This window comes from Paenibacillus sp. FSL E2-8871 (assembly GCF_038000345.1).
Lineage (GTDB): Bacteria > Bacillota > Bacilli > Paenibacillales > Paenibacillaceae > Paenibacillus_AQ.
Map to the genome: position 1 here is coordinate 1,401,924 of NZ_JBBOBV010000001.1, position 21,283 is coordinate 1,423,206.

Below are 21,283 nucleotides of genomic sequence, written 5' to 3' on the forward strand. Positions count from 1 at the left end.
ATTTATCCTTCCTCTCTGAGTATCGCTGATACAAAAACACCATTCGCTGAATTGGTGGTTGCCACAATCGTTATGGTCGAATTCGCTTGTGCGTTTAGGGTTACTGGTATGAAGTCATAGTCATTGATAGGCATTAGAGTTGGTGGTAACACCACCCTGCTTTTAGCTCCTGATAAACTTGTGTAATTCACAACTAGAGTGACTGTCTTTCCGTCCGCCATCACTCTAAGGTATGGCAACACCGTATACATTGCGGATACTTTGGCTACGTATGTGGAAACCACCACTGGCGATGTTGTGGTTAGTTGTACCTCACTACTCACAGCCCTAGTTGCTGCAACTTCTGCAATTTTTTTGTTGCTGTCACGGACAGGTATGGTGTTAGCTTTTGAGGACGAATCAGGCGAGTACCCATTTAAAGTATCAGCGTTTCCGTATGCTATAACAGGAGTTGTTACGTTAACGATACCCGTTTCCGCTGCAAGTAAACTAATCTTCCAGTTCTTTTCCCATCCGCTGATGTTCCAGTACGATGCCATCATTTCTGAAACCTCTATAGACGTAACGTCAGCCCAAACAGTTGCCATAGTACCTAATAGTATGCAGCAGTTAGTTCCATCTTCGGCTAGTCTCACTGATGTGAATGGAGGTTTTCCATCCACGCTAACGCTAGGACTAGTGTACCATCCCCCACCGTCATAGTTATAAGCGCCTATCATTAGTTCCCAAGCGCCTGTGTTTGATGCGTGGTCATACCCACTGATTTTTAGACGCATTATAGTGTTAGACCACGTTTTTGGCAGTGTGATTTTGACTGTACCTGTCGTAACTCCTGAAGTGGTATATCCTACTAAGTTATGGTATTTATACATTTTCCCATCGTAATTCCTAGTGAGCGCTTCTGTCATGATGCCGCCACCGCTAGTTATGACAGATACCCAAGGAGTCCATTGCAGACCAGTGTCTGTACGCGCTCTAACGAACCTATCTCCATTAACCACTGAAACGTACTCTTGTACTATATATCCCGTCGATGGGGCAAATACATTGAGTACCCCATAGGCTCCCGTTGGTGGGTTGTTTGTAACCACGTCACCAAAAGCCTCATAGGTTCCATTGGTAGTGTAAGTGTTGTAGTCTCCTATAACCCTACCGCGAACCTTAAATAATGGGGCATCATTGTACCCTGTCCACATCGGAACCCAAGCACTCCAAGGATTTGTGGCGTCTTTTCTTCTTACATACGAACCACCACTAGATTGAAGTAGGATTTGCCATGTCCACATGCTTGCATCAACGTGCGTTTCTCCGCCGCTGACAATTACCATTACTTGTCCCCACATACTAGCGTCTGGCTTATTTAAGGTAACGGGACTGATAGGATATACGCCCGCTGTAAGCGCAAGGTTTAAATCAACTACAGGGGTTGTTGACGCGCCGCCCAAAGAGTTGTAGGTATTAGCTCTAGCTACCTTAATGTTACTGTCTAGCCCTGCATAACCGTTAGCAATGTTCTTCTTGCGGCTTGTCTCTAACTCTTCCCAAGCTCCCCAAACACCTTGATACACATTCCGTGTGTAAATAATCATCTCCCCTGTGCCGGGAATTCCAAAAGTAATGAACCACTGGTTTACGCCGTTGTGCCGCGACACCCGTAGGTAGAATGCAGCCGATGCGGGTTTATTCGCAATAGTAGCCGCTATAGATGATGTTCCTTGGTAATACTCCCCTTCGGAAGTGTACGTGTTCAGGTCTGCACTAGCAGGAATCTCTACAGCCTTACGTGCGATGTTAGAAGGAATCTGTGCATCAGGAACTTTAACATTTGCATCTAGTCCAGCAACACCGTTGGCAGCTCCTTTGTCTGTTTTAGGAATAGACGCATTCTTTGCGTTTGTTTCAGCAGCATTCCACGCAGTACGCTCTGCGGATGTGACGTGTACTACTGTGTTATCGACGTGCGTCTTAGTAGCAGCTAGTGTAATGTCAGGTGCATCGAATGGATTGGCTTTTCCTGTGATGGCTTTGAAGTACTTGGTAATCCAAGAGAACCACTGCGTGATAGTACCTGTTAAGCTATAGGGAGTAGTAATTGAAGGATCCGCAGTACGATTACCTATCGTAGCATCTGTAGCCGATCCCGCAGCACCAGCTCCAGGTGTAAGCCCGGCCAGCTTCGCCTTCTCTGCAGAAGAATAATCCTCTGTTGAAAGTTGTTTGCCTGATACCTTGTCCACTTTGCCCGAGAGCTGATTGGTGACTGTTGCCGCAAAGTTCGGATCATTATTCAGCGCATCCCCGATTTCTTTAAGTGTATCCAGAGCATCCGGCGCAGCCCCAACCACAGCTTGAATACGCTGGTCAGTCTCCGTTTTGCTGTAAGTGGATGACTTATCTGCCTTTGCAAGCAGCGCGGTATCTGCATAGGTTTTGGCAGCTGATAGTGCAGCATCTGCTTTAGTCTGAGCACCTGCAGGTGTCTCCTTGGCTTTCCATTCCGATCTTTCAGCAACCGTTATGTGCTTGATTGTATCTTTTTTATGAGCATCAATATCCGCAGCATTTTGATCCGACAGTTCATGGACAGTCTCAATACCATCTTCTATGTGATTCAAACGCTGAGCTGTAAGACGTGTACCTTCTTGGACCAGTTCGTACAAAGGCCGTCCAGTTTGCGGGTCAGTCTTTTGCTTTCCCAAGGAATCTCTTATCGGCTTGGTCAAGTCGGGAATTTCGTCCTTCCATTGCTGCTTGTTATACGCCACCAGCATTCACCTCCAATCTCAAAACAAATTCAAAGGCAATCAAAAACCCCTTATCGTTTTTAGTTACGAGAAGGGGTTGATCTGCCAGTATATTACCTTCAGCATCCAACAAGGCTGCGCCTAAAAGTTGTTTACCGATAGCTTGCGTCTCCGTTATATAAATGTACTTTCGAACAGACAAACCAGACACAATTGTGTTGTAAATAGGATACGTCGTCTGAACGCCTCCTATATTCACCCGCGCGCTGACGATGTGGCCATTCAAATTCGAAATCAACTTCTCCAGAAACAATTGCTTAATAACGTCTGCCATTACTCCCCTCCCCCAAACGGCACTTCAAACCCGCAAATCGGGAAGTCCACTCCATCCGAGTACCCAGTACCTTTTATATTAATGACTTGCGTCGGAACTGCTGAACTAAATACTGCTCGACGAATATGAACCGGTCGCACGTATTCAAAATCAGCCTGTAGACCTGCCATGTTAAACGGTTGAACTAAGGAAAATTCAAAATGGATCTCTTTTGCTAAAAAATCCTCTGAAACACTTATCAACTTACCATGCTGATTCCCCAGTTCTCGCAGCAGAGGAAGCTTAAAAGGACGATCGCCCCAGCGCTTTCGGCGTATCGCCTCTCTACGCTCATCATCACTTCCCTCTTGAGTCTTCCGGAAGTACATCCATTCCCAGATCCACAACGCCCAGGTTGATCTCCTGAGGATAAACTGATTACTCAGATCGTCTATCGTCTGCAGGCGATCATCCATTTCTTTCTCAAAAACTGAAAAATGCCGGTCTGCCATATCGATTTCATACCAATACGGCGGAAGCATTTCCCGATATCTAAGCGGGATCATAATAAAACCACTTCCACTCTCAAAACAGATGACAACGGAAGAACAATATCCTCTACATCACCATTAAGGGTTAGATTCTCGTAATCCTCTACGCCAGGTAGCAGTAGTAAGGCAGCCACATAATTGTATATTAGTTTGGAACGTCCACTCGCGTAATCTAACACACGCTGCTGAATGGTTGTTGCCAACACAGTCAGATCGGTACCGCTAGACGTTAGCAAGCTTGTCTCTAAGCGTACATTAAAGACCGGAGCCGGATGTACCAATAAGTCATGCCCAGCGATCCGCCGCTCCTCCCACATCCATGCTTTGACCGTCTCAGCAAATTCCTCAGTAATCGGCTGTCCGTCCAGGTTGGTCAAGTAAAGATCAATGGAATTATCATGCCGTTCTTTTTCACGGGCAATGGCTCCACCCACACCTGCCATCTCAGTAGCCCAGGTTTCATAATCTTTGCGACGTCCGCTCCCAATTTCGGTAGCAGCGCGTTCAAGCATACGCAAGCGAAATGTATCATCACTCTCACCTTCCTTGCGGGTAAGACCTGCAGCCCATCCGTGACCATCGAGATACTCAGAGTCCGCCCAGATGGGAAAGCCCTGAAGGAATCCATACGTCCATAGCATTTGCTGTTCGGCAAGCTCCAACGCAAGAGGGTACCACAAATCATAAAAGTACTCCCCTTCTCCTGTTGGCGGCGGTGGTAGCCCTCGTTCAAGCGCCAAGGCTATGGCACGGTTCACCCAACGTTGATAGATCTCCTCTGGCTCTTCTTCTAGGATAGGCATGTAGGGGAGTGACGGTAAATCACTCAGTTTAATGGTCATACACTAATCGCCTCCTCCAGTTCCACTTGACCCGCTAAGCCAGTTATCAATATTCTAAGATGCATCTCCTGTCCTTCTCGCACCATCGATCGCACCTCAGCACGCACAATCTCGGTATGAGCAGTCAAAGCTTCCTCCATATCTCGTTTGATCTCTACATCTTCCCAAGTAGACCACTCCGATCTCTCCACGCCAACTTCTTCCCCGTATAAGACATAACGAAAGCGTTCTGTATTAAGGATTTTGAGTGCTGTCTGAACTAAGTACTCAGCATAAGAACCTGTCTTCTTCGGGTGGCCATCTTCAGTGAGTACGGCACGCCGGTTACGATAATCGATCATGTAAGTCCATTTTTTGGCCGAGACAACCGATTCTGTCAGCTCGACTTCTCCGATGTCCGATATGTCCAAATCAGGAAACAAGCTATCCGCCACTGCTCCCCACATCCTTTCCGAGCACATAATACCGCTGGCTCGTCATGCGAGAAACAATAAGCTGATCTCCAACCTTCAGGGGGCTGGGAATCGTTAGGACACCGGTTAACTTTGGAACCTCAAGTTGCTCAACCTCAAAAACTGCATCGATACGACGTTCCTGCAGATATTCTGCAAAGACCAGTTTATCTGCAGGATATGGTTCCGGGTCACCTTCTACCTGAATTTCCGGTTTACTTGGCCAACTCAATAATGTCGCACGTTCGGTATCTCGGGCGTCAATATGACCTTTCGTCTTTTCCTTCAACAAATTCAAAGCATCATTTAGCAACGTTACTCCCTTCTTTCCAGCTCAAGCTTCACAGTGTATAGCCCATTCTTAAAACTGCTCTCAGCGGACTCTACAATCCACTTGGAGGTATGGTCCGTTTTGATCAACACCATCCAGCCAGCCCGAAGCCCTGTCAGCGTGTGGTCTTCATGCTTTACAGTAATTTTTTTAATCTGCTTCGCCTGCGACAAAGCCTTCAGGCGTTGCGTAGCGATCGTGGCCGGGTCCTCATCTTCCTCAACCTCGATAATCTCTTCCATTCGACCCATGGCTTGAACTGCACCGGCTGCTATCTTAGTTACTGATGAAGCAAGCTTATCGTCCTTATACTTCTGCGCGGTGACGACTGTATAAGTCTCCTCAATGCTATAGCCGGCGGTACTGGCTTCCATCTGTTCTGGAATGAAGACCGGAACAAGTGTGTTCGTCCCTTCCCGAACCACCTGTAAGTAGAAACTCGAATCCGTCCGGACTACATCTACATGATAACGGTAGCCGCTCCGCTCATATGCCTTTTGCAGCACATCCAAGATAACTTCTGAATGGAACATCGTGCCATAGCGTTCATCCAGGTTAAACCCTAACGAAGGACAACGAAAATCAATTCCAGTAGTCTTGATATAACGCTGAAGCTCTGCACCGGCCTCTCCCTTCAGGTATGGTCGTGTGCCTTTGTTCTTCGCTAAATACCAGCTCATCTCCCGAGCTTCAACCTCCCATTCATCTGTGAACTCATTTTGTTCATACTTGATGATGGGTCCATGGAAGAACTGATTCTTGTGATGAAGCACTCCCATTCCTTTTAGCCGTGATGAAAAGCACATCAGCATGCCGGCTACCTTCAGATCAGCAGCGTTGCGGAGTCGAATAGTTGCGCTACGTGCGATTTCATCTCGTGCTGAAGACCAGGACAATTCAACTGCCGCATCCGTCAACAGCTGTCGATTACTCTCCTTTCCGTAAAGAATCGCAAAATTGTCCATTTTAATCCCGCCCTTTATTTAACACTAGAGTTCTTGTCCAGAATTCGTTCCTTTTGAGCCAAATAATTAAAGTTTCCCTTTTTATTGTCGGCGGCTATTTTTGCTTCAGCTTTCTTCTGCTTATCGCTCTTCTTAGTTTTATTTTTACTATCTTTTTTCCCCGTTGTATTTGGCCGACTTTTGGATGACTTGGTTATGATTACACCAGGCTTTAAGAGTTGCTTTGTATTGGAATATGAAACAATTTTAACTGGGTTGAACTCAACGAAATTAAAACTGATATGCAGATTCGCTTGGCCATCTTTATACGTAGCCTCGAAACTCTCAAACCACATAGTCTGCGAGAACAGTGATTCGAAGTTAATAACAACCGGCTTGAGCTTCCATTCCTCCATCAACTTCCAAGCCTGTTCAGGAGACTGGTAAGCGACCGTCTCTTTTCCAGTCTCCCAAAGCTCTTCCCAAGCTCGTGGGAAGATCACAGAAAAAGAGACCCGCTTCAGCTTCGAAGTGAGTCTCTTACTTGTCTTCTCTTCACCTGTGATTACAACAAAGGAATCTATCTCATTGCTGCTGGTGATCTGGATCTCTGCCGGTGTAATTGGAAATGTGAAGCGATTCTTATCACGTATCATAGTCAGCATGATTTATCCCCCACTTTCCAGAGCATTGTACAACTCCTCGCCGAAAACCTTGCGGAACAACGCTCGTCCCTGTGGACTGGTCAGCATCTTGGCGAATTCAGTAAAGTTGGTAATTCCCTTGGCCAGTTCACCAAAATCGATGTTGATGTTCTCAATTACGATATCGCGGATCGCTGCAGGTGCCTGCGCTAGTGTCTTCGCTACCGGGATACTGGACGATCTCATACCTACCGCACCACCATCTGCGTAAGGACGAACTCCAAGTAAGCTCCCCGCCTGTTCCCACAATGCTCTTCCTCGTTTACTCCGCTGCCGCGAAAGTGGAATAATCATCTCCGGTCCGGCTTCACCGACCAGGCCCATGTGTGGAGCACTGATAAGCCCACCATCAGCGTATTTCTTCTTACGTTTTTTTCGTCGGCCAAAGAATCCAGAAATGCCATCATACATTTTCGTGGCCAACTTCTCACCGCCGATTGTTCCTAACAGCCCCCCGATTGCACCGCCAACGGCTGTACCTACACCAGGCATGAGAAAGGTACCAAGCATTGCACCCGTTGCAGCACCACCTAAGATCCCGCCTCCAATTCCACCAGCTACCTTAGCAGTCTGTCGCCCGCGGTTTCCTTTGCCAGCAAAGAGGATATCCCAAGCATCCATGGCATAGCCAACAGGTCGAACCACTTTACCAAGAAGTTTTGTACTTCTGGCAAAAGTCTTCATCTTGGCAGCCTGCCTACGCAATTGATGACCGGTTGCTCGTATCTTATAAGCATCTGTGAGACTACTGGCTTTACTCATGGCGTTGGTATAACGTTTCATGCCTTGCTTCTTTACCATTTCAAGTGAGCCATGGATTCCTTCGGCATATCCAGCTCCGTAACCAATATTATCGTTGTTATCATCAATGTAGGCTTTAGCCTTGTAAGCTTGAGTTCGGAAAGGCTGCGCGCCAACAATCCCTCCGTTTGCGTAAGCCCGAACGCCCAACATTGCTCCCGCACGTTCCCACAGTTCCACCCCGCGTTGCCGGCGCCCTGCAGAGAGAGGAATAATGGCCTCCGGCCCAGCTTCACCGACCAACCCGATATGAGGTCGAGTAATAATATCGCCGTTTGCATAAGCGGCACCACCACTGGAATTGGGAAGACTCGAGGTAACAAAAGATTTCGCCGCACCTGCTCCAGTCAGGGTGTTCAGAATACCCATAGCACCGATTGCTGTCGACTTAAGTTCAGGAAATTTACTCTGCATCCCCTTGGAAATCCTCGTAATAATGGTACTGCCCCAGCTTTCACTCTGACTCGTAACTATTTGTATCGATAGCAACTGCTGCTTCGTCTCATCGGTCGCCGTCTTTACTGCAGTCCCGATTCCGAGCATACTCGCTCCCGCTGCACCAGCACCCTGAACAATTCCAGCAGTGCTGGTTTTCGTGGTTACACCTAACTGCTGAGTCTGTCCAGCTGTTTTCTGTGCAGCTGCTCCAACAGCCTGCACGTTTTGCTGAGCATTGCCCGATTCTGTGCTTTTCCACGCGCCAACAAATGTATTTTTAATCTTATCGACTGTTTCTTTAACGCCGCTCTCGTTAACAGCACTGGTCAATGCGGTCTTTAATCCATCCTTGGCCACATTGGACCGGAAAGCGTTGAAGGTATCCTGTAACTGTTTTTCTCGTTCCGGTGTCAAGTTACCAAAGGTGATCTTGGCTTCAGGTACTACTTTAGCGGTAACTGCAGGCTCTTCCTTCTTCTTTCCTTTACCTGTAATCCAATCACCGATCGAATAGATACCATCTACTGCCTTTTTCGTCCATCCAGCATTATCAGCCAACGAACCGAGCTTTTCACCAATCAATCCACCTGCTGCTGCACCTACTGCAGTGCCTATTGGTCCAGCTAACGAACCAACAACACCGCCCAGGATTCCCCCTGCTGTACCTCCTACCAATGATCCACCTGTAGACGATACTCCGGCTTTAAGCCCATCATCTTTTGATGCTTGATACAGGTCATACCCTGACAATCCAATGCCCGCTACAGTACCTGCAATTCCTAATGCTTTTACGGCTTTGGTCCCGCCTTTGGCTAACCCTTTTAACACCCCTCGGCGAGCCGGTATATCAGATACATCCGAAATGATATCCGGAATAGCCGATGTCCCCCGAAGCCGAGTGGTATTACGATATGTGACTCGTCCCCGTCTTGCGGCTACATCTGGAATTGAATCGACATCTGGAATATTGGTAGTTCGTGTGCCCCGACGTGCTCTAATCGAGCCACCTGTACTGATGTCGCCTGTCGTTGTTCGGGTGCTAGAACCAGCGGCGCCGGTGCGCCCGCGCCGGGATAACCTACTTCCTGTTCGACCACCCTGCCCGCCAAGAGAGCCACCCAGGCCGCCAGTTTCATTAAGATAAACAACACTGGCATTTACAGTCATGGATGATAAAGAACTCAGGCTGTCACCCAAGCCTCCACTTGATCCACCAGTGGTGCCACGTCTCAGAGTGAATCTACGGCGGGTGGAAGTATTGACTTCTTCAATTGGGTTTGAAGTAGGGGTATTGCCTCTCCATCGCCCGCTCACCTTGCTTAAATCATCTAAAATCCCCTTTCCAAACTTAACCCCTTTTATAGCTGCTATACTGCCCCCGAGGATCAGCAAAGAATTATTAATTGTTGAAAAGTGATCGCTATACAAACTTGTCGCTTTACTTATAAAACCGACTATTTTTGAACCCAGTTCTTGTATTTCATCTTTGTTTTCCGTGATCAGAGTATTGAATTCTTTAAGCGCTGGAAGAACTGCTGTTGATAGATTCGCTCCCAACTCCTGCATTTGCTGATCGATCTGCGCACGAGTCTGAATAATATCCTGCATCGGATTCGCGGCCTGTTGAGTTTGGACCATTCTTTCCGTCGTCCCTGCAATACCAGAAGGTGCAGGTTGAAAAGGTACTTGAAAGGTCTTAAGTACAGCACTTCCGTTGTCTTCCGCTGTAGCCGATCCAAGGGATACTAGAGAAGCTTTCAACTCACTCTGTGACTGACTGGCTAAATCAGCAACTAGGGCCATTAGCGCTCCTTTTGCACGTTGCTCCTCACCGGAGTTAATGTCACTAGTAAATGAGGCAGCTTGCTTTGCTGCGTCGTTCTTACCAGCTCCGCGCAGAGTGAAATACTTCTCCATGTCCCCCGCATCGAGAGCCTTCACGCCGAATGTCTCTTTGATAAAATCGGCAGGCTTATCGAAATTGAAGGCTCCCTCCTTCACGCTCTGTGTCAAGAAGTTGGCCATTTGACCAGAGTTTGCACCGGTGTTTTTGAAATAACCGCTGTACTCCCAAAATGTGTCGAACAGATCTTTCTGTCGATCTCCCACTTTTTCATAGGCATATATCATGCTGTCAGTTACAGAAGCATAAGTTTCACCGAACGTGTCAGCTGACTGCGCCAGTGCGCGATTGATCTCTTCGAACCCTGCATCTGGCAGGAGATATTTCATCATTGCTGAAGCTCTCAGAAACTCGCTAGTTTGCGATTTATCCCGGACTAGTGGGGCAATATCTGCTAATTGTCTGGCCCCTTCCGTCTGTGAAGGAATAATGCCCTGAATATTTAGATCTTTCACGGTCTGAAGACCTTGATCACGTGCAGCTGTAGGCAATAAGGCCGCGCTTCGGGAAGCTTCAGAATAGTAATCCATGACATTCCCGAATAATGCGTCTTTGATTCCACCGCCTAGAACTAGAGCTCCTGCAGTTGCTGCAATCGTTGTAATTTTGGAAGATATACCATCAAGGACTGTGCTAACCTCATCTTGTGCTCTTAAGTGCACCCGGGAATCACTCATTCCGCGAATCTCCGAATCTGCCCGAGATGCCGAACGTCGCAAATCATCCGCACCTGAACGAGCACGACGGAAAATATCATCCACGCTAGTACGCCCTAGTCGACGCGTCTCGTCCGCTGCGCCACCAATGTGACTTCCTAATTCATCAGCCGCGCTCCTGGATCGTCGAAGATCAGATACAAGGTTGTCCCCCATTTGTCCAGAAGTTCGACGAAAATCTAGTAAATCATTAGTCGCCCCAAGAATGGCTTTCCGCATATTCTGGACAGCACCGGAAATAAGATCCCGTGCTTCGAACGGGACCGTCACTTTTGTTGTCGCTGCTATAGTTGTTCACCCCCTTGCATTTATAGATATGGGTCTCTAAGTACTCGTAATAAAAATCTACGAAGCAGGATTGTTAAACAAATTCACGAATATCTGTGGATGAACATATTGTTAAGTTCGTATAAGGATTTCATCAGATATAACGCAAAAAAACTTATTAATAAATTTTATATTGAGGAGAAGTATTATGAAAAAAGTAATGATATTATTATTTTTTTTGGTTCTTATTGGTTGTTCTCATAATGAAAGAAGTAAAGTTTCTACAAATGACTCATTAAATACAAACCTAAATGAAACAATAGAAATAGGTACAATTGTTGAAACAAAGGCAGAATCAAGTGAAAACCCTGGGACTATTGATGGATCAGAAACGGTTAATCAGGATAGCTCTGACGTAAATCCAAGCAACTCTAATAGCACCTTAGAAAGCCATTCTAATTTAAGTGAAGACGAAGCACTAAAATTAGTGAATACTAAGCTGAATCAAGAGCAAATAAGGATTTCGTCTATAAAAATAGTTGGAACTGATGATAAAGGGAATTACATAGTTAAACAATCGAGTAAAGCTACAACTGAAGTGATGGAGTGGTACCACGTGAATCTAGTTACACAAGAGATTAGTTGCGAGATACTTGGAGGCACCTGTCTTGATCACAACACTCCCCTAGTTACAGATGATAAAAATGAACTTTCCTTAGAACAACAACAAGCTTTAGAACTTGCTAAATCATTTGCAACTAATAATTTAGTTCAGTACGGCTACGTCGATAAACTGACATATGTTGAGTTTTCTCATATGGCAAATGAAAATTTTGTTTTTCAAATTTATAATCCAGGATCTGGGGGGACAGATACAATTGATTGGTTAACTGTGGATCTAGACCAAGGTTCTGTTGTTTCAAAATTCAAGTTAGATAAATAAAGATCCATATTATTTTCTAAGAGCTCTCTTGGCTTCTTCTTCGGCTACCATACCAGCCGCAAGACAGAAAAAATACTGCCGCTGTACATCCACCTCATAAGGTAGGATTTCAGCCGGCAGCCGCTTCTGGTTAATCCAAAAGGATGCTACCCAGCTTGCTTCTCCGTCTTGCTTGATGAGTTTTTTGCTTCTTTCATAAGTTCGTCCTTCGTTTCTTGGAAATTACGTACAGATTTGCTAAGTTCCGAATAATCAGCAGGATTGTCTAGGATACGCGGTGGCAACTCATACTTACTGATGCAGTTGAAAACCAGCAGCAAATCTTTGTTGTTCCAATCGAAATCATGCTCAGTTGCTTTAACGATCATGACATCAATCTCGTTATAGGATTCTTTCGGATCCCCGTTGTCTTCATAGGCCAGCTCATAGGCTCGGCGTACCTCAATAGTAGTCAGGCGGCGCACAGACCATTCTTCTCCGTCTGCCGGCACAGTAATGGTATCGTCGTTACGACCTGCTTTGCCTTTGGATAGGTATTTTTCTAATTTATCGCTCATAGTGATTTTTCCTCCAATTTTTAATTGATTAAGAGATTTTTAAAGAAAGGACGGTCACCCGTCCTATGCCATATAATCTGGAAACTGTTCAATAAAATCAAAATCATTCGCTGTACCAGACAGTGTGATATCAATGCCATTGTTGTCATCAATCTTGGCAACCAGCAGATCCATTTCATCATGAATATGCACACCGCTGATCATCACCCGTTCTACATTACCTGTCTGCATGTCCTCAAGAGAGCCGGTAATCCGGTCTAAGAACATCGTCTTACCCGCCTTGAAATCGGCTAGTAGTCGGTATCGAAGACTGGACTCCAGTTTAGACATTACTAACTTCACAGTGATTTCATAGCCCACAATCTGCTTCGTCTTGGACATCTTCCGCGCGCGGATAATATCCAGTGTTTCCGGCTTTAGGATCACCTCCACTTCTTTAATCGTTTGAATTGAATCCCCGTTGTCATCCTGCACGGATAAATTACGGCCAATAAGTTCGCGTTCCATCTACTATGCCACCTCCCAATCAATATTAAAGATTTCAATTGCATCGAGCGGTTTTGCCGACAAAGAGAAGTAAGCATAATCCATATCACTTTTCTTCGTTGAATGCTCAGTAAATGTAAATTCTGAGCCTATCGCCTTTTGTTCAGCACGAGTCTTCAGATAACTAACGACTGCTGCGATAAACATCCCCCGACCATCTTTGTCATTGTCCAGCTTAGCCTTGTTTGCTTTGCCAGCAGCGTAGATGTCATTCAAAATTTGGTCTATCGTCATGGAAACTCGAATCTTACCGAAGTCCTCCCTTTCCCCTGCCCCAAGCGTGGTCAATGTGTTCACTGCCGACTCAATAATATAGTCGTAACCATCCCGGGTAGCCATCAGTGTGCCTTCAGCCAACCCCTTCAAAACTTCACTATGGCTCCAATCCACTAGCGCTTCAGTCATTGGCACCTTAACACCCGTAAAGGATTTATTTGCAGGTGTTCCAGCGGCCAAACCAGCTACCCATGCTGCCCACTGCAGGGAAGTATAAGCCTTTCCGTTGGAATGTTCGCCTGCCAAGGAGCAATTGATGATAAAACGAGCATTAGCAACGCGGCTGCGGGTGTTGTGAGCTTCAATATCATCATCAGACCCCGATGCTCCTGCAATGACCAGTTGTGCCAGCTTACGAGCCTTGCTACGCCGATCTAGCAGCCATTGCTTAGCAGCAGCTTGTACCGCTGCGTCCGAGGATGGTAGATAAACGACATCAAACACTAGACCATCAATGCGATTAAAGATGCCGCTCCAACTGGCTGCCGTGATCGCTGCAGTACCAGTAACTCCGCCAGCCAACTTGGTATAGGGGACATCAGCCAGTGCCGTTGCACCATTATCCTTAAAACGCACCATGTTTGACTTTTTCAGAGCATTTATAGCTTCAGTTTTATCAGCGACCAAGAACGTCTCAGTATCATAGATACCTTTCGTATCCCGAATGACAATCTCTTTCTTTGTCGCATCCACCAGACTCGCCCGAATTAGGTACTCAAAATCATTTCCGCGAGTACCTGGATAACGGGCCTCAATTGTGTAGCTGCTGGCCACTGCAACCGAAGCAGCAACCTCATTCCCATTTGTGACACGGTACCCCACTACCGTTGCACCATTCTCTGCAGCCAGTTCCAACTCATCTACAAGTAGCCCAGATTCCTTGAAGCGCTCTGACTGATCCGCCATATCCACTGCTTTATTCGGCAGTCCCCACTCTGCTTGATACGGTACCAAAACACGGCCAGTTACTGATAGGACACGAGACTTCGCAACCGCCTGCAGCTCCACATACGCGCCTGGTCTATTCCGTTGTATCGACATTCACTGTTTCCTCCTTTGTTGTCAGCCCCAAATAGGCCTGCACCTTTTGAATAACTTCCTGCTGAGACAGTAGGGCATCTTCGTCACAATCAAAAAGAGCGCCGGCAATTTCAAAGCGTTCCCGCTTCAAAACCACTGCGCTCTCAATCCATTCCTGCTTTGTTCGCTTGTTCAGGTCATTCGGAACAACATCAATAGGCTGGCGAACCTGTTTTTTTAAGTTCATGCTTTAACTACTCCTCTCTTTTTCTAACCAAAAAAAACCGCCTATCCTTAGGCGGCTAATGCCGTACTATTATCGTTTACCATTAGCATAATGATTGTAGGATAGATCCTTAACAATCAAATAAAACTAATTACTGTATGACAATTAAATAGAAGAGAGCTGCTAAAACAAACCGGTATAGAGCAAACCATTCCAATCGAAGTCTCTTAATCAGTTTGATGAACGTCACTACTGCAATCATTGCCACAAGAAAAGATGTCGCAAAGCCAATTAACATTAGAAGTAAATCGTCAGAACTTAACAAATCACGACTATCGTACAAATCCAACAAGCTTGCACCAAACATAACTGGCACGGAAATAAGGAATGTAAAATCTGCAGCGGCTTTTTGGCTAGTGCCAAGCAAAAGACCACCTGAAATCGTCGAACCCGATCTCGAAAATCCCGGCCATAAAGCCAAGCATTGGAATAGACCAATTCCGAAAGCTTGTTTATAATTAATCCCATCAATAGTATCAGCGGTTTCAGTTCGCCTATTCCGCGCAGCAATGATCATCAACACGCCACCAACAACTAGACCGATCAAAACAGGGGTTGGGCCAAATAATCGGCTTTTTATTGTGTCCTTGAAGAGAAGATATAGGATTAATGCTGGTAACATAGCCAAAATCATATGAATGACATTTAATCCTTTACTTTTGGAAAAATCCATTCTAATCATATTAGCCCCAATCTCCAAATACCTTTTCCAATAAAGAATTAGAACTGCCATCACTGCACCCAGCTGAATAACAATTTTAAAAGTTATTGCAGCGTCTCCCTCAAAGCTAAGCAAATTGCCTGCTAAAATAAGATGTCCAGTAGATGATACTGGTAAAAATTCAGTTAAGCCCTCTATTATGCCAAGTATTATTGCTTTAATTACATCAGTCATCAGTGGATAGTCCCCTTTCGGAAATAAGAACATTTAATTTCCAGTATAAGGGAGACACGTAAACTTCCCCATCGATTAACATAACAATATTCAATTCAGAATGACATAATTGTCACATTACTCATTGTTTCAGTTTATTAAACTATTATTTCCCGTTAGCATAACAACAGAATCAAACAGTAAATTCAACTTGGATCTATAAAAAATTCGTTAATCTTCTGAACAGGCTCCCCGTCATCTTTGATCACAAGTTTCGGTACCTGAAACAGATATGAATACCTAAACGTAACTTCCATCCTATCATTCTGCAGCCGAGTACGTGGAGCCTCAATCACCATCATAATTCCAAAGCGCTGAGAAACCACACAGAACCTTCGCTGGCGGAGGTAAAGGAAGAAGGGAGATAAGTCCAAGGGGATCGGTTCCCCGGCCTCCTCTACCACATTGCGGTCGATGTCGTAATGAAAGACTAACCCTACATCCTCAATAATTCGGTCTGCCCGCGGCGTGTGTGCTTTATCGGATACCAAATCCGCCTCGATAAATACACTAGGGCGATCAAACTGCCCCGCTAACCAGCGAGATCGATCTCGAAGAATCGGCAGCTCCGGGTATATCCGCTGCACGAGTTCTGCCCAGGCTTTCAATCCCACATCCATCATGACAGCATCCTCCCCAGCTCTTTCTCCAGCCGCTTCATAATCAGTGCGTTCATACCGCCTTCCAGCTCCTTCACAGCGATGTCAAAGTATTGGCGACCAATGAAGACACGAGGTTTCGCCATAAACCCTGTCTTTGCAGCCGGATCATATACAAACTGACCATTTGCCTTCCAGAATCCAGGAACATAATGTGCTTTACGGATGGTGTATCCATCATTGAGATGGCGCGCATAAGGAAGGTTGGAACCGACTTCGATAGTAATAGAATTGCGGTCAACATCCCATTCCCAAATGTTATTGTCCTCTCCACGAGTAAAGGAGTTCCACATCAATCCAGTGTCAATCAGATCCTGTTTATCAATCTCATCGATGACTAGGTTCAAAAGTGTTTCGCCCACAGCCTCAGCAATGTTCTTAAGGATCTGGTTAACACCTTCATCACTCAGCTTCTTGAATTTCTTCGCGAGTCCGTCAAAATCATGCACGCTCACTGCCTTTCACCTCGCATGTCACTAATAACTCACGCCAATAACGGCGTGGGTTAGAGTCTATCACCAGATACTTACGTCCGAACAGTAACACTTCGTCGCTGATTCGGACGTCTGCATTCTTCGGCACACCTATTGTCTTTTTGACAATGTATATGACAGGAGTGGATTCTGCCTTGGCATCGGTCTGGGTCTTAACAACAAAACATTTTAAATCTGTGACTTTTCCGGATTTACGATCGCTGAACAGATCGTCCGCATCCTTCTGGCGTCCGACCCGGTATACCTCCAGCAGGGTATTCATTCGGTGATTCATAGCAAATAGGCCGTGATGTTCCCATCATCCGGCCCGGACTGCTGCTTCTTGACCCACAGAAAGAGAATGGAATCCACGTCGGCATTACCTGTGGTCTTACCCTCTACGGCCTGTCGAGTATATGTCCAAGCACCGTCACTTTCTGCTGAGTATCCACGAGCGACTGAAGCTAGGTATTCCTCGCTGTCCTGCAAAGCGAGTGACTCCGCCAGCTTGACCCAGGCCAGCATGAGCTGCTTATCTGCTACCTCCGGAAAAGGAACAGGTAAATACAATTCGATCCGGGTCAGTGCATCATCAATGTACTGCTCAAGCTGATCGTCAGTTGCTTCTTGTACAGCACTGACACGGCTACGTTTCTTAAGGAGTGTCGCTACCAGCATTCGGCACACCGCCGCCTTCCAACGCCTTCAGTGCAGTGATCAACTTCGGCTTATTCATATCCGCAAAGCCTTCAATGCCTGCTTTCTTCGCTTTGTCCTTTAGTTGGACAACTGTCAGATCTTCCAGCGGAATGACCTTCTCTGCATTCACTTCAAAATCAGGATGCTCATGCAGTTTTTCCAGCACAACCGAATCTTCCACCAGTACCGGCTTAGCTGGCTCAAAACGAATACTATACAGCCGGAGTGAGGCGTTCTTGCCTCGATAGGTTACGTATGGCATTAGAATTCCACCCCTTCCACATAAGCCAGTGCCTGAGGTTCTTCAAAAATGGCGTCAAAATCGGAATGAATCGCATAGAAACGCTTATCAGTCCAGATTGCCTCCTTGCCCTCAGTCGTCTTCCGAATCTGCATGTCATAAGTATGGACCATCGCAAAGTTTGGCTGATAAGTAAAGAGAATCGCTCCTTCCGGCATACTCCAGACCTCTTCAACATCATAAGCGTTGACTTTCTTCGTGCCCCCCAAGATCTGCAATTGAATAGATGCGCTGGTGTCCTTCTCAGCCAACATTTGAAGTCGCTCACTGAAGGTATTTGGATGCATGAAGTATTTAAATACCCCACCAGCACGATAACGGGTTGGTATAGCACGTTCAACCTCAAATAAAATCCCTGTTTTCTCTTTAGCCGAAAGTGTCTTCCAATCTAAGTAATGACCGGTGGTACGTGCCTTCTTCAACCAGCCGTCATTTATGCTCAAAAACTCATAATCTGGGTCACTATTGGGGGTTGCAGTATCACCATTAAAGCCGATGTCCTGCATATTCTCACCGTAGTTGTTTGCCATAGCCCGCATGATGATATCCTCTGCGTTTTGACCACGTACCCGCTGAGTCTGGCGAATAAATTCCTCAGTAATATCAAATGGAACAATTACTGGCTCCACTGAATATGGAATCTGTGGAAAGGTCAGACCAGGCGTGTTGGAAGCCATAATATTCTCTTTTTTACTCCGCATGTTACGGCCACGTACACCCACCTTGTCAATGGTTCCTTTGGAACTCTTCCGATTCTCATGACGGATACCTTTTAGGAAGCTGTTAGCCTCGTACGCCATATCTGTGAAGGCTTCGACTTCCTCATAATTTAGAGCGTTTTGGTCCATAGGTGTGACGATAGTTGATTTACGAATGCTTGTACTAGCGATATTACCGTTTGTTCTCATGGTTTGCATTCCTCCTTCGAATTACAGGAAGCGTCCGAAACTTACGGCGCCTTCTGATTTGCTGATTTCTTCTTCATCACCTTGCGCGGAAGCACCACGGCTATTCTTTACCAGTTGTACATCTGCTGCCAGCGTCTGCATCTGCTGACTCAGCGGTTCAAGAGCCTTGGCAATGGCGTCGGTAATTGCAGTCTCTTCTGCGGTAGTAACTGGAGCAGCAACACCTGCAGGTTGCTCACCGTCGACACCTTCCTCTTTCTTAAGAACCGCAATTTCTGCCGTCAGGCCTTCTACCTGCTTGGCGATCGGGGCCATTGCGGCCGTTACAGCCTTGGCAATATCTTCAGCTTTCAAATCGTCATCCTCCTCGGGCTCTTTCTCTTGGGGAGCCGTTTTATTTTTAAGTTCGGTCAATGCAGCGATCGCATCATCTACGTGCTTCAGGTTACCAGCGGAAATTTTCTTACCAGCTTTCGCAATCTGCTCTGAAGGTGTGCCAATGGCTTTCACGATGTCTTCCTTGGTCAGCACATCCTGCGCAATATCTACAAAATCTTGAAGCGCCTCTCGAATGGTTTCAGCATCGGTTTCCATCCCGCTGTTATAACTGTCCCAATTAAAAAGAACCGAGTTGAGGGCATCCTGCGCCGCCCAAAATTCTCGGTTCTTCCGGTTCTTATGGTATTTATCAGCGACCGCACCCTTTTCGATCAGGCCCAGCGCTTTAGCTATTCGGCTCAAGATTCCCTTGGATACCTCCTCTTCCTCCTCGATCTCTTCCCGCTTACCTACACCCCACATTGAAAAGCCAGTTATCTCGCCTTTTTTGATGTCTTCCCAAGTATCGTCGTCAGTGACTTTCACAGCTGCAACCCAGGAGCCCTTCGCAATCTGCTGCTCACCAAGCGTCATGTCACAAGGAGCAATGTATGACTCAATGACAAAACCCTTATCGACCTCGAGATCATGCTGCTTGTCGATGTTGTAGGTATGCTGCTTCTCCATGAAGAGATGTGCAGCCTTCTCAATTTCGACTTCATCCATTTGATCGTCATGAGCGTCTGCCACATCCGGCTGATACACAACGCCTTTGACAATCCGCTTATCATCATCAATCTTAGCGATTTGCACCTGTTTCTGGATGGCGTTCTTCCCGGCAGACTTGATGATGGCAAACGGCACGCCGTTAGCGCCCTTGTCAACCAGAGAGATATGCGTGATTTTAGCATCTTTCAGTTTATAGCTCATATTCTGTTCTCACCTCCTTTCAATAAAAAAAGCTATATTAGATAACTCCTTGCAGATTCTGAATTGTAATGGCGCCAAAATTCGTTAAATAAATAATGGACTGACCTAGAAATTGAAACAGCGACAGCAAAGGACGAGAAAATAATGTCCTAGACTGTCGCTGTTTCATTGAACTAACGTTTCCGGTTAGCGTAATGCAGTCAGTAAAAAGCTTACCCCTACTTACGATTCACCGCTTTGGTTTAAGCGGTGAATTTTAGAGCCACCCTTATATCAACCGAGCACACATTTTTATCTGTGAAGGAGCGGTGTCAGGACGTTATCCTATGTAGTAAAGCACCTACCGCATTGGGCAGGTGCTTTTTATTGATTATGACTTCCGCACTGGTCTGATATACTTCCAAAACCGCTCCGGATTAAAATAAAAGTAAATTATTCGACCGGGGGAAGTATCAAAGCAGTAACCAGTACCTGCAAAATCAAAAGTTGCCATTGCCTCTTCAATCTTTTCCTCCACACTACGATTTTCCTGCTCATAATCGAATGGCCCATGTTCAAAAACAATATATTCGGCTTCGGGAACATCAATCATAAGCATTTGTGGTGGCACTTCGCCTTTATAATCAAAAGGAAGTCGTACACCATGACACTCTGTACGCGGAATCCCCCAATCGCAGAGTCTGCCGTCAGGGTCATTAATGTACGCCATAATCTGACCGCTACCGCCGTTAGGTTCGCTCCCGCCATCGTCATCCAGTTTGCCCTTGATACTATCGAGTAAGCCGCAAATGGTTTCGCAGTCCTGTCCCGGAATAAGACTTTGCTTTTGCCAAAAATCCCAATACCCATTACTCTCATAGTTTTTAATGTGCAGAAATTTGTGAGCGGGGATGGTTACAAAATAGATTTGAATATTGTCTGTAGATTTCATCATACCAATCTCTCCCAATCCCAAAAAGTAGCGGTCGAAAGGGTTTATTTTTGTACGAAGAACGACAGGCTTAGGCTTTTTTCTGTATTCGCTTGGAGTTACACCATATGTTCCCTTGAAAGCTCTGGTAAAAGCTTCATGTGATGAAAAACCATAATCAAAAGCAATATCCAAAATGCTTTTTTCACTATCCCGAACCTCTTTTAGTGCAAAGGCTAATTTTCTATGCCGCAGATAATCCCTAAATTGCATACCCGATATTTCCTTGAATTTTCTCGTAGTATGAAATTCGGAATAACCTAACTTGCGAGAAAGAGATCGTAGCGTTATTGCTTCACCGTTACGATTTTTAATACACTCGTCAATTTCATCAACGATTATTTGGATTTGCTTGTGCCACTCGTACATTCGTCTGTTCACCTCGTTTCAACCACTCTATAGTCATTGTAGAGTAATGGAAATTGCATTGCTTGATTCTACTTGCGAAACCACTATT

At 45.8% G+C, this 21,283-nt stretch carries 23 protein-coding genes; 1 reads left to right on the plus strand and 22 read right to left on the minus strand.

Translation table 11 applies throughout. From position 1 onward, the window contains the following. Window positions 1-2 precede the first annotated feature (2 nt). Genes NYE25_RS06360 through NYE25_RS06400 form a run of 9 tightly spaced genes read right to left on the minus strand, consistent with a single transcriptional unit; the run spans window position 3 to window position 10,958 of the window. The gene (locus tag NYE25_RS06360) at window positions 3-2,765 is read right to left on the minus strand and encodes a pyocin knob domain-containing protein (protein ID WP_341145442.1); all 2,763 of its coding nucleotides are present in this window, start codon (window positions 2,763-2,765) and stop codon (window positions 3-5) included. Continuing rightward, window positions 2,755-3,078, minus strand: a complete 324-nt coding sequence (locus NYE25_RS06365; RefSeq protein ID WP_341145443.1) for a hypothetical protein — start codon at window positions 3,076-3,078, stop codon at window positions 2,755-2,757. The genes NYE25_RS06360 and NYE25_RS06365 overlap by 11 nt, the downstream gene beginning before the upstream one ends. Continuing rightward, window positions 3,078-3,623 carry a hypothetical protein gene (locus NYE25_RS06370; protein WP_341145444.1) on the minus strand — a complete coding sequence of 182 codons (546 nt, stop codon included), beginning with the start codon at window positions 3,621-3,623 and terminating at the stop codon, window positions 3,078-3,080. The genes NYE25_RS06365 and NYE25_RS06370 overlap by 1 nt, the downstream gene beginning before the upstream one ends. Continuing rightward, the gene (locus NYE25_RS06375) at window positions 3,620-4,450 is read right to left on the minus strand and encodes a baseplate J/gp47 family protein (protein WP_341145445.1); all 831 of its coding nucleotides are present in this window, start codon (window positions 4,448-4,450) and stop codon (window positions 3,620-3,622) included. The genes NYE25_RS06370 and NYE25_RS06375 overlap by 4 nt, the downstream gene beginning before the upstream one ends. Continuing rightward, entirely contained in the window at window positions 4,447-4,884 is a 438-nt protein-coding gene (locus tag NYE25_RS06380) for a DUF2634 domain-containing protein (protein WP_341145446.1), read from the minus strand. Before NYE25_RS06380 ends, NYE25_RS06375 begins: the two co-directional genes overlap by 4 nt. Continuing rightward, window positions 4,874-5,215 (minus strand): hypothetical protein, encoded by a 342-nt coding sequence (locus NYE25_RS06385; RefSeq protein WP_341145447.1) that lies wholly within the window; start codon window positions 5,213-5,215, stop codon window positions 4,874-4,876. The genes NYE25_RS06380 and NYE25_RS06385 overlap by 11 nt, the downstream gene beginning before the upstream one ends. Window positions 5,216-5,217: 2 nt before the next feature. Beyond that, entirely contained in the window at window positions 5,218-6,198 is a 981-nt protein-coding gene (locus tag NYE25_RS06390) for an XkdQ/YqbQ family protein (protein WP_340969950.1), read from the minus strand. Between the two features lie 14 nt (window positions 6,199-6,212). After that, complete coding sequence (locus NYE25_RS06395; protein ID WP_340969953.1) at window positions 6,213-6,842, minus strand: hypothetical protein; 630 nt, start codon at window positions 6,840-6,842, stop codon at window positions 6,213-6,215. A gap of 3 nt (window positions 6,843-6,845) precedes the next feature. Then, window positions 6,846-10,958, minus strand: coding sequence for a hypothetical protein (locus NYE25_RS06400; protein WP_341145448.1), 4,113 nt, complete (start codon window positions 10,956-10,958; stop codon window positions 6,846-6,848). Window positions 10,959-11,214: 256 nt separating this feature from the next. On the opposite strand from NYE25_RS06400, the gene NYE25_RS06405 reads away from it, so the two are divergent. Continuing rightward, window positions 11,215-11,949, plus strand: coding sequence for a hypothetical protein (locus NYE25_RS06405; protein WP_341145449.1), 735 nt, complete (start codon window positions 11,215-11,217; stop codon window positions 11,947-11,949). Between the two features lie 146 nt (window positions 11,950-12,095). Here the strand turns inward: NYE25_RS06405 and NYE25_RS06410 are convergent, their stop codons facing one another. From NYE25_RS06410 to NYE25_RS06470, 13 genes are all read right to left on the minus strand, one after another. Continuing rightward, on the minus strand, window positions 12,096-12,506 hold the full coding sequence (locus NYE25_RS06410; protein ID WP_341145450.1) for a hypothetical protein: 411 nt from the start codon (window positions 12,504-12,506) through the stop codon (window positions 12,096-12,098). A gap of 63 nt (window positions 12,507-12,569) precedes the next feature. Continuing rightward, on the minus strand, window positions 12,570-13,013 hold the full coding sequence (locus NYE25_RS06415; protein WP_060622117.1) for a phage tail tube protein: 444 nt from the start codon (window positions 13,011-13,013) through the stop codon (window positions 12,570-12,572). 3 nt (window positions 13,014-13,016) lie between these two features. Continuing rightward, window positions 13,017-14,369 (minus strand): phage tail sheath subtilisin-like domain-containing protein, encoded by a 1,353-nt coding sequence (locus tag NYE25_RS06420; RefSeq protein ID WP_341145451.1) that lies wholly within the window; start codon window positions 14,367-14,369, stop codon window positions 13,017-13,019. Beyond that, window positions 14,350-14,595: a hypothetical protein gene (locus NYE25_RS06425; protein ID WP_341145452.1), complete on the minus strand. Its 246-nt coding sequence runs from the start codon at window positions 14,593-14,595 to the stop codon at window positions 14,350-14,352. Before NYE25_RS06425 ends, NYE25_RS06420 begins: the two co-directional genes overlap by 20 nt. A gap of 130 nt (window positions 14,596-14,725) precedes the next feature. Further along, entirely contained in the window at window positions 14,726-15,529 is an 804-nt protein-coding gene (locus tag NYE25_RS06430; RefSeq protein WP_341145453.1) for an undecaprenyl-diphosphate phosphatase, read from the minus strand. A gap of 185 nt (window positions 15,530-15,714) precedes the next feature. Continuing rightward, window positions 15,715-16,191, minus strand: coding sequence for a hypothetical protein (locus NYE25_RS06435; protein WP_341145454.1), 477 nt, complete (start codon window positions 16,189-16,191; stop codon window positions 15,715-15,717). Next, entirely contained in the window at window positions 16,188-16,682 is a 495-nt protein-coding gene (locus NYE25_RS06440) for an HK97 gp10 family phage protein (RefSeq protein ID WP_341145455.1), read from the minus strand. The genes NYE25_RS06435 and NYE25_RS06440 overlap by 4 nt, the downstream gene beginning before the upstream one ends. After that, window positions 16,669-16,983: a hypothetical protein gene (locus tag NYE25_RS06445; protein WP_341145456.1), complete on the minus strand. Its 315-nt coding sequence runs from the start codon at window positions 16,981-16,983 to the stop codon at window positions 16,669-16,671. Before NYE25_RS06445 ends, NYE25_RS06440 begins: the two co-directional genes overlap by 14 nt. An 8-nt stretch (window positions 16,984-16,991) precedes the next feature. Continuing rightward, entirely contained in the window at window positions 16,992-17,378 is a 387-nt protein-coding gene (locus tag NYE25_RS06450) for a hypothetical protein (RefSeq protein ID WP_341145457.1), read from the minus strand. After that, window positions 17,356-17,661 (minus strand): hypothetical protein, encoded by a 306-nt coding sequence (locus NYE25_RS06455; protein WP_341145458.1) that lies wholly within the window; start codon window positions 17,659-17,661, stop codon window positions 17,356-17,358. The genes NYE25_RS06450 and NYE25_RS06455 overlap by 23 nt, the downstream gene beginning before the upstream one ends. Beyond that, a complete protein-coding gene (locus NYE25_RS06460; RefSeq protein WP_341145459.1) occupies window positions 17,661-18,608 on the minus strand; it encodes a major capsid protein in 948 nt (315 codons plus the stop codon). The genes NYE25_RS06455 and NYE25_RS06460 overlap by 1 nt, the downstream gene beginning before the upstream one ends. A 21-nt stretch (window positions 18,609-18,629) precedes the next feature. Continuing rightward, the gene (locus NYE25_RS06465; RefSeq protein WP_341145460.1) at window positions 18,630-19,856 is read right to left on the minus strand and encodes an XkdF-like putative serine protease domain-containing protein; all 1,227 of its coding nucleotides are present in this window, start codon (window positions 19,854-19,856) and stop codon (window positions 18,630-18,632) included. A gap of 370 nt (window positions 19,857-20,226) precedes the next feature. Then, complete coding sequence (locus tag NYE25_RS06470) at window positions 20,227-21,195, minus strand: helix-turn-helix transcriptional regulator (RefSeq protein ID WP_341145461.1); 969 nt, start codon at window positions 21,193-21,195, stop codon at window positions 20,227-20,229. Window positions 21,196-21,283 lie beyond the last annotated feature (88 nt).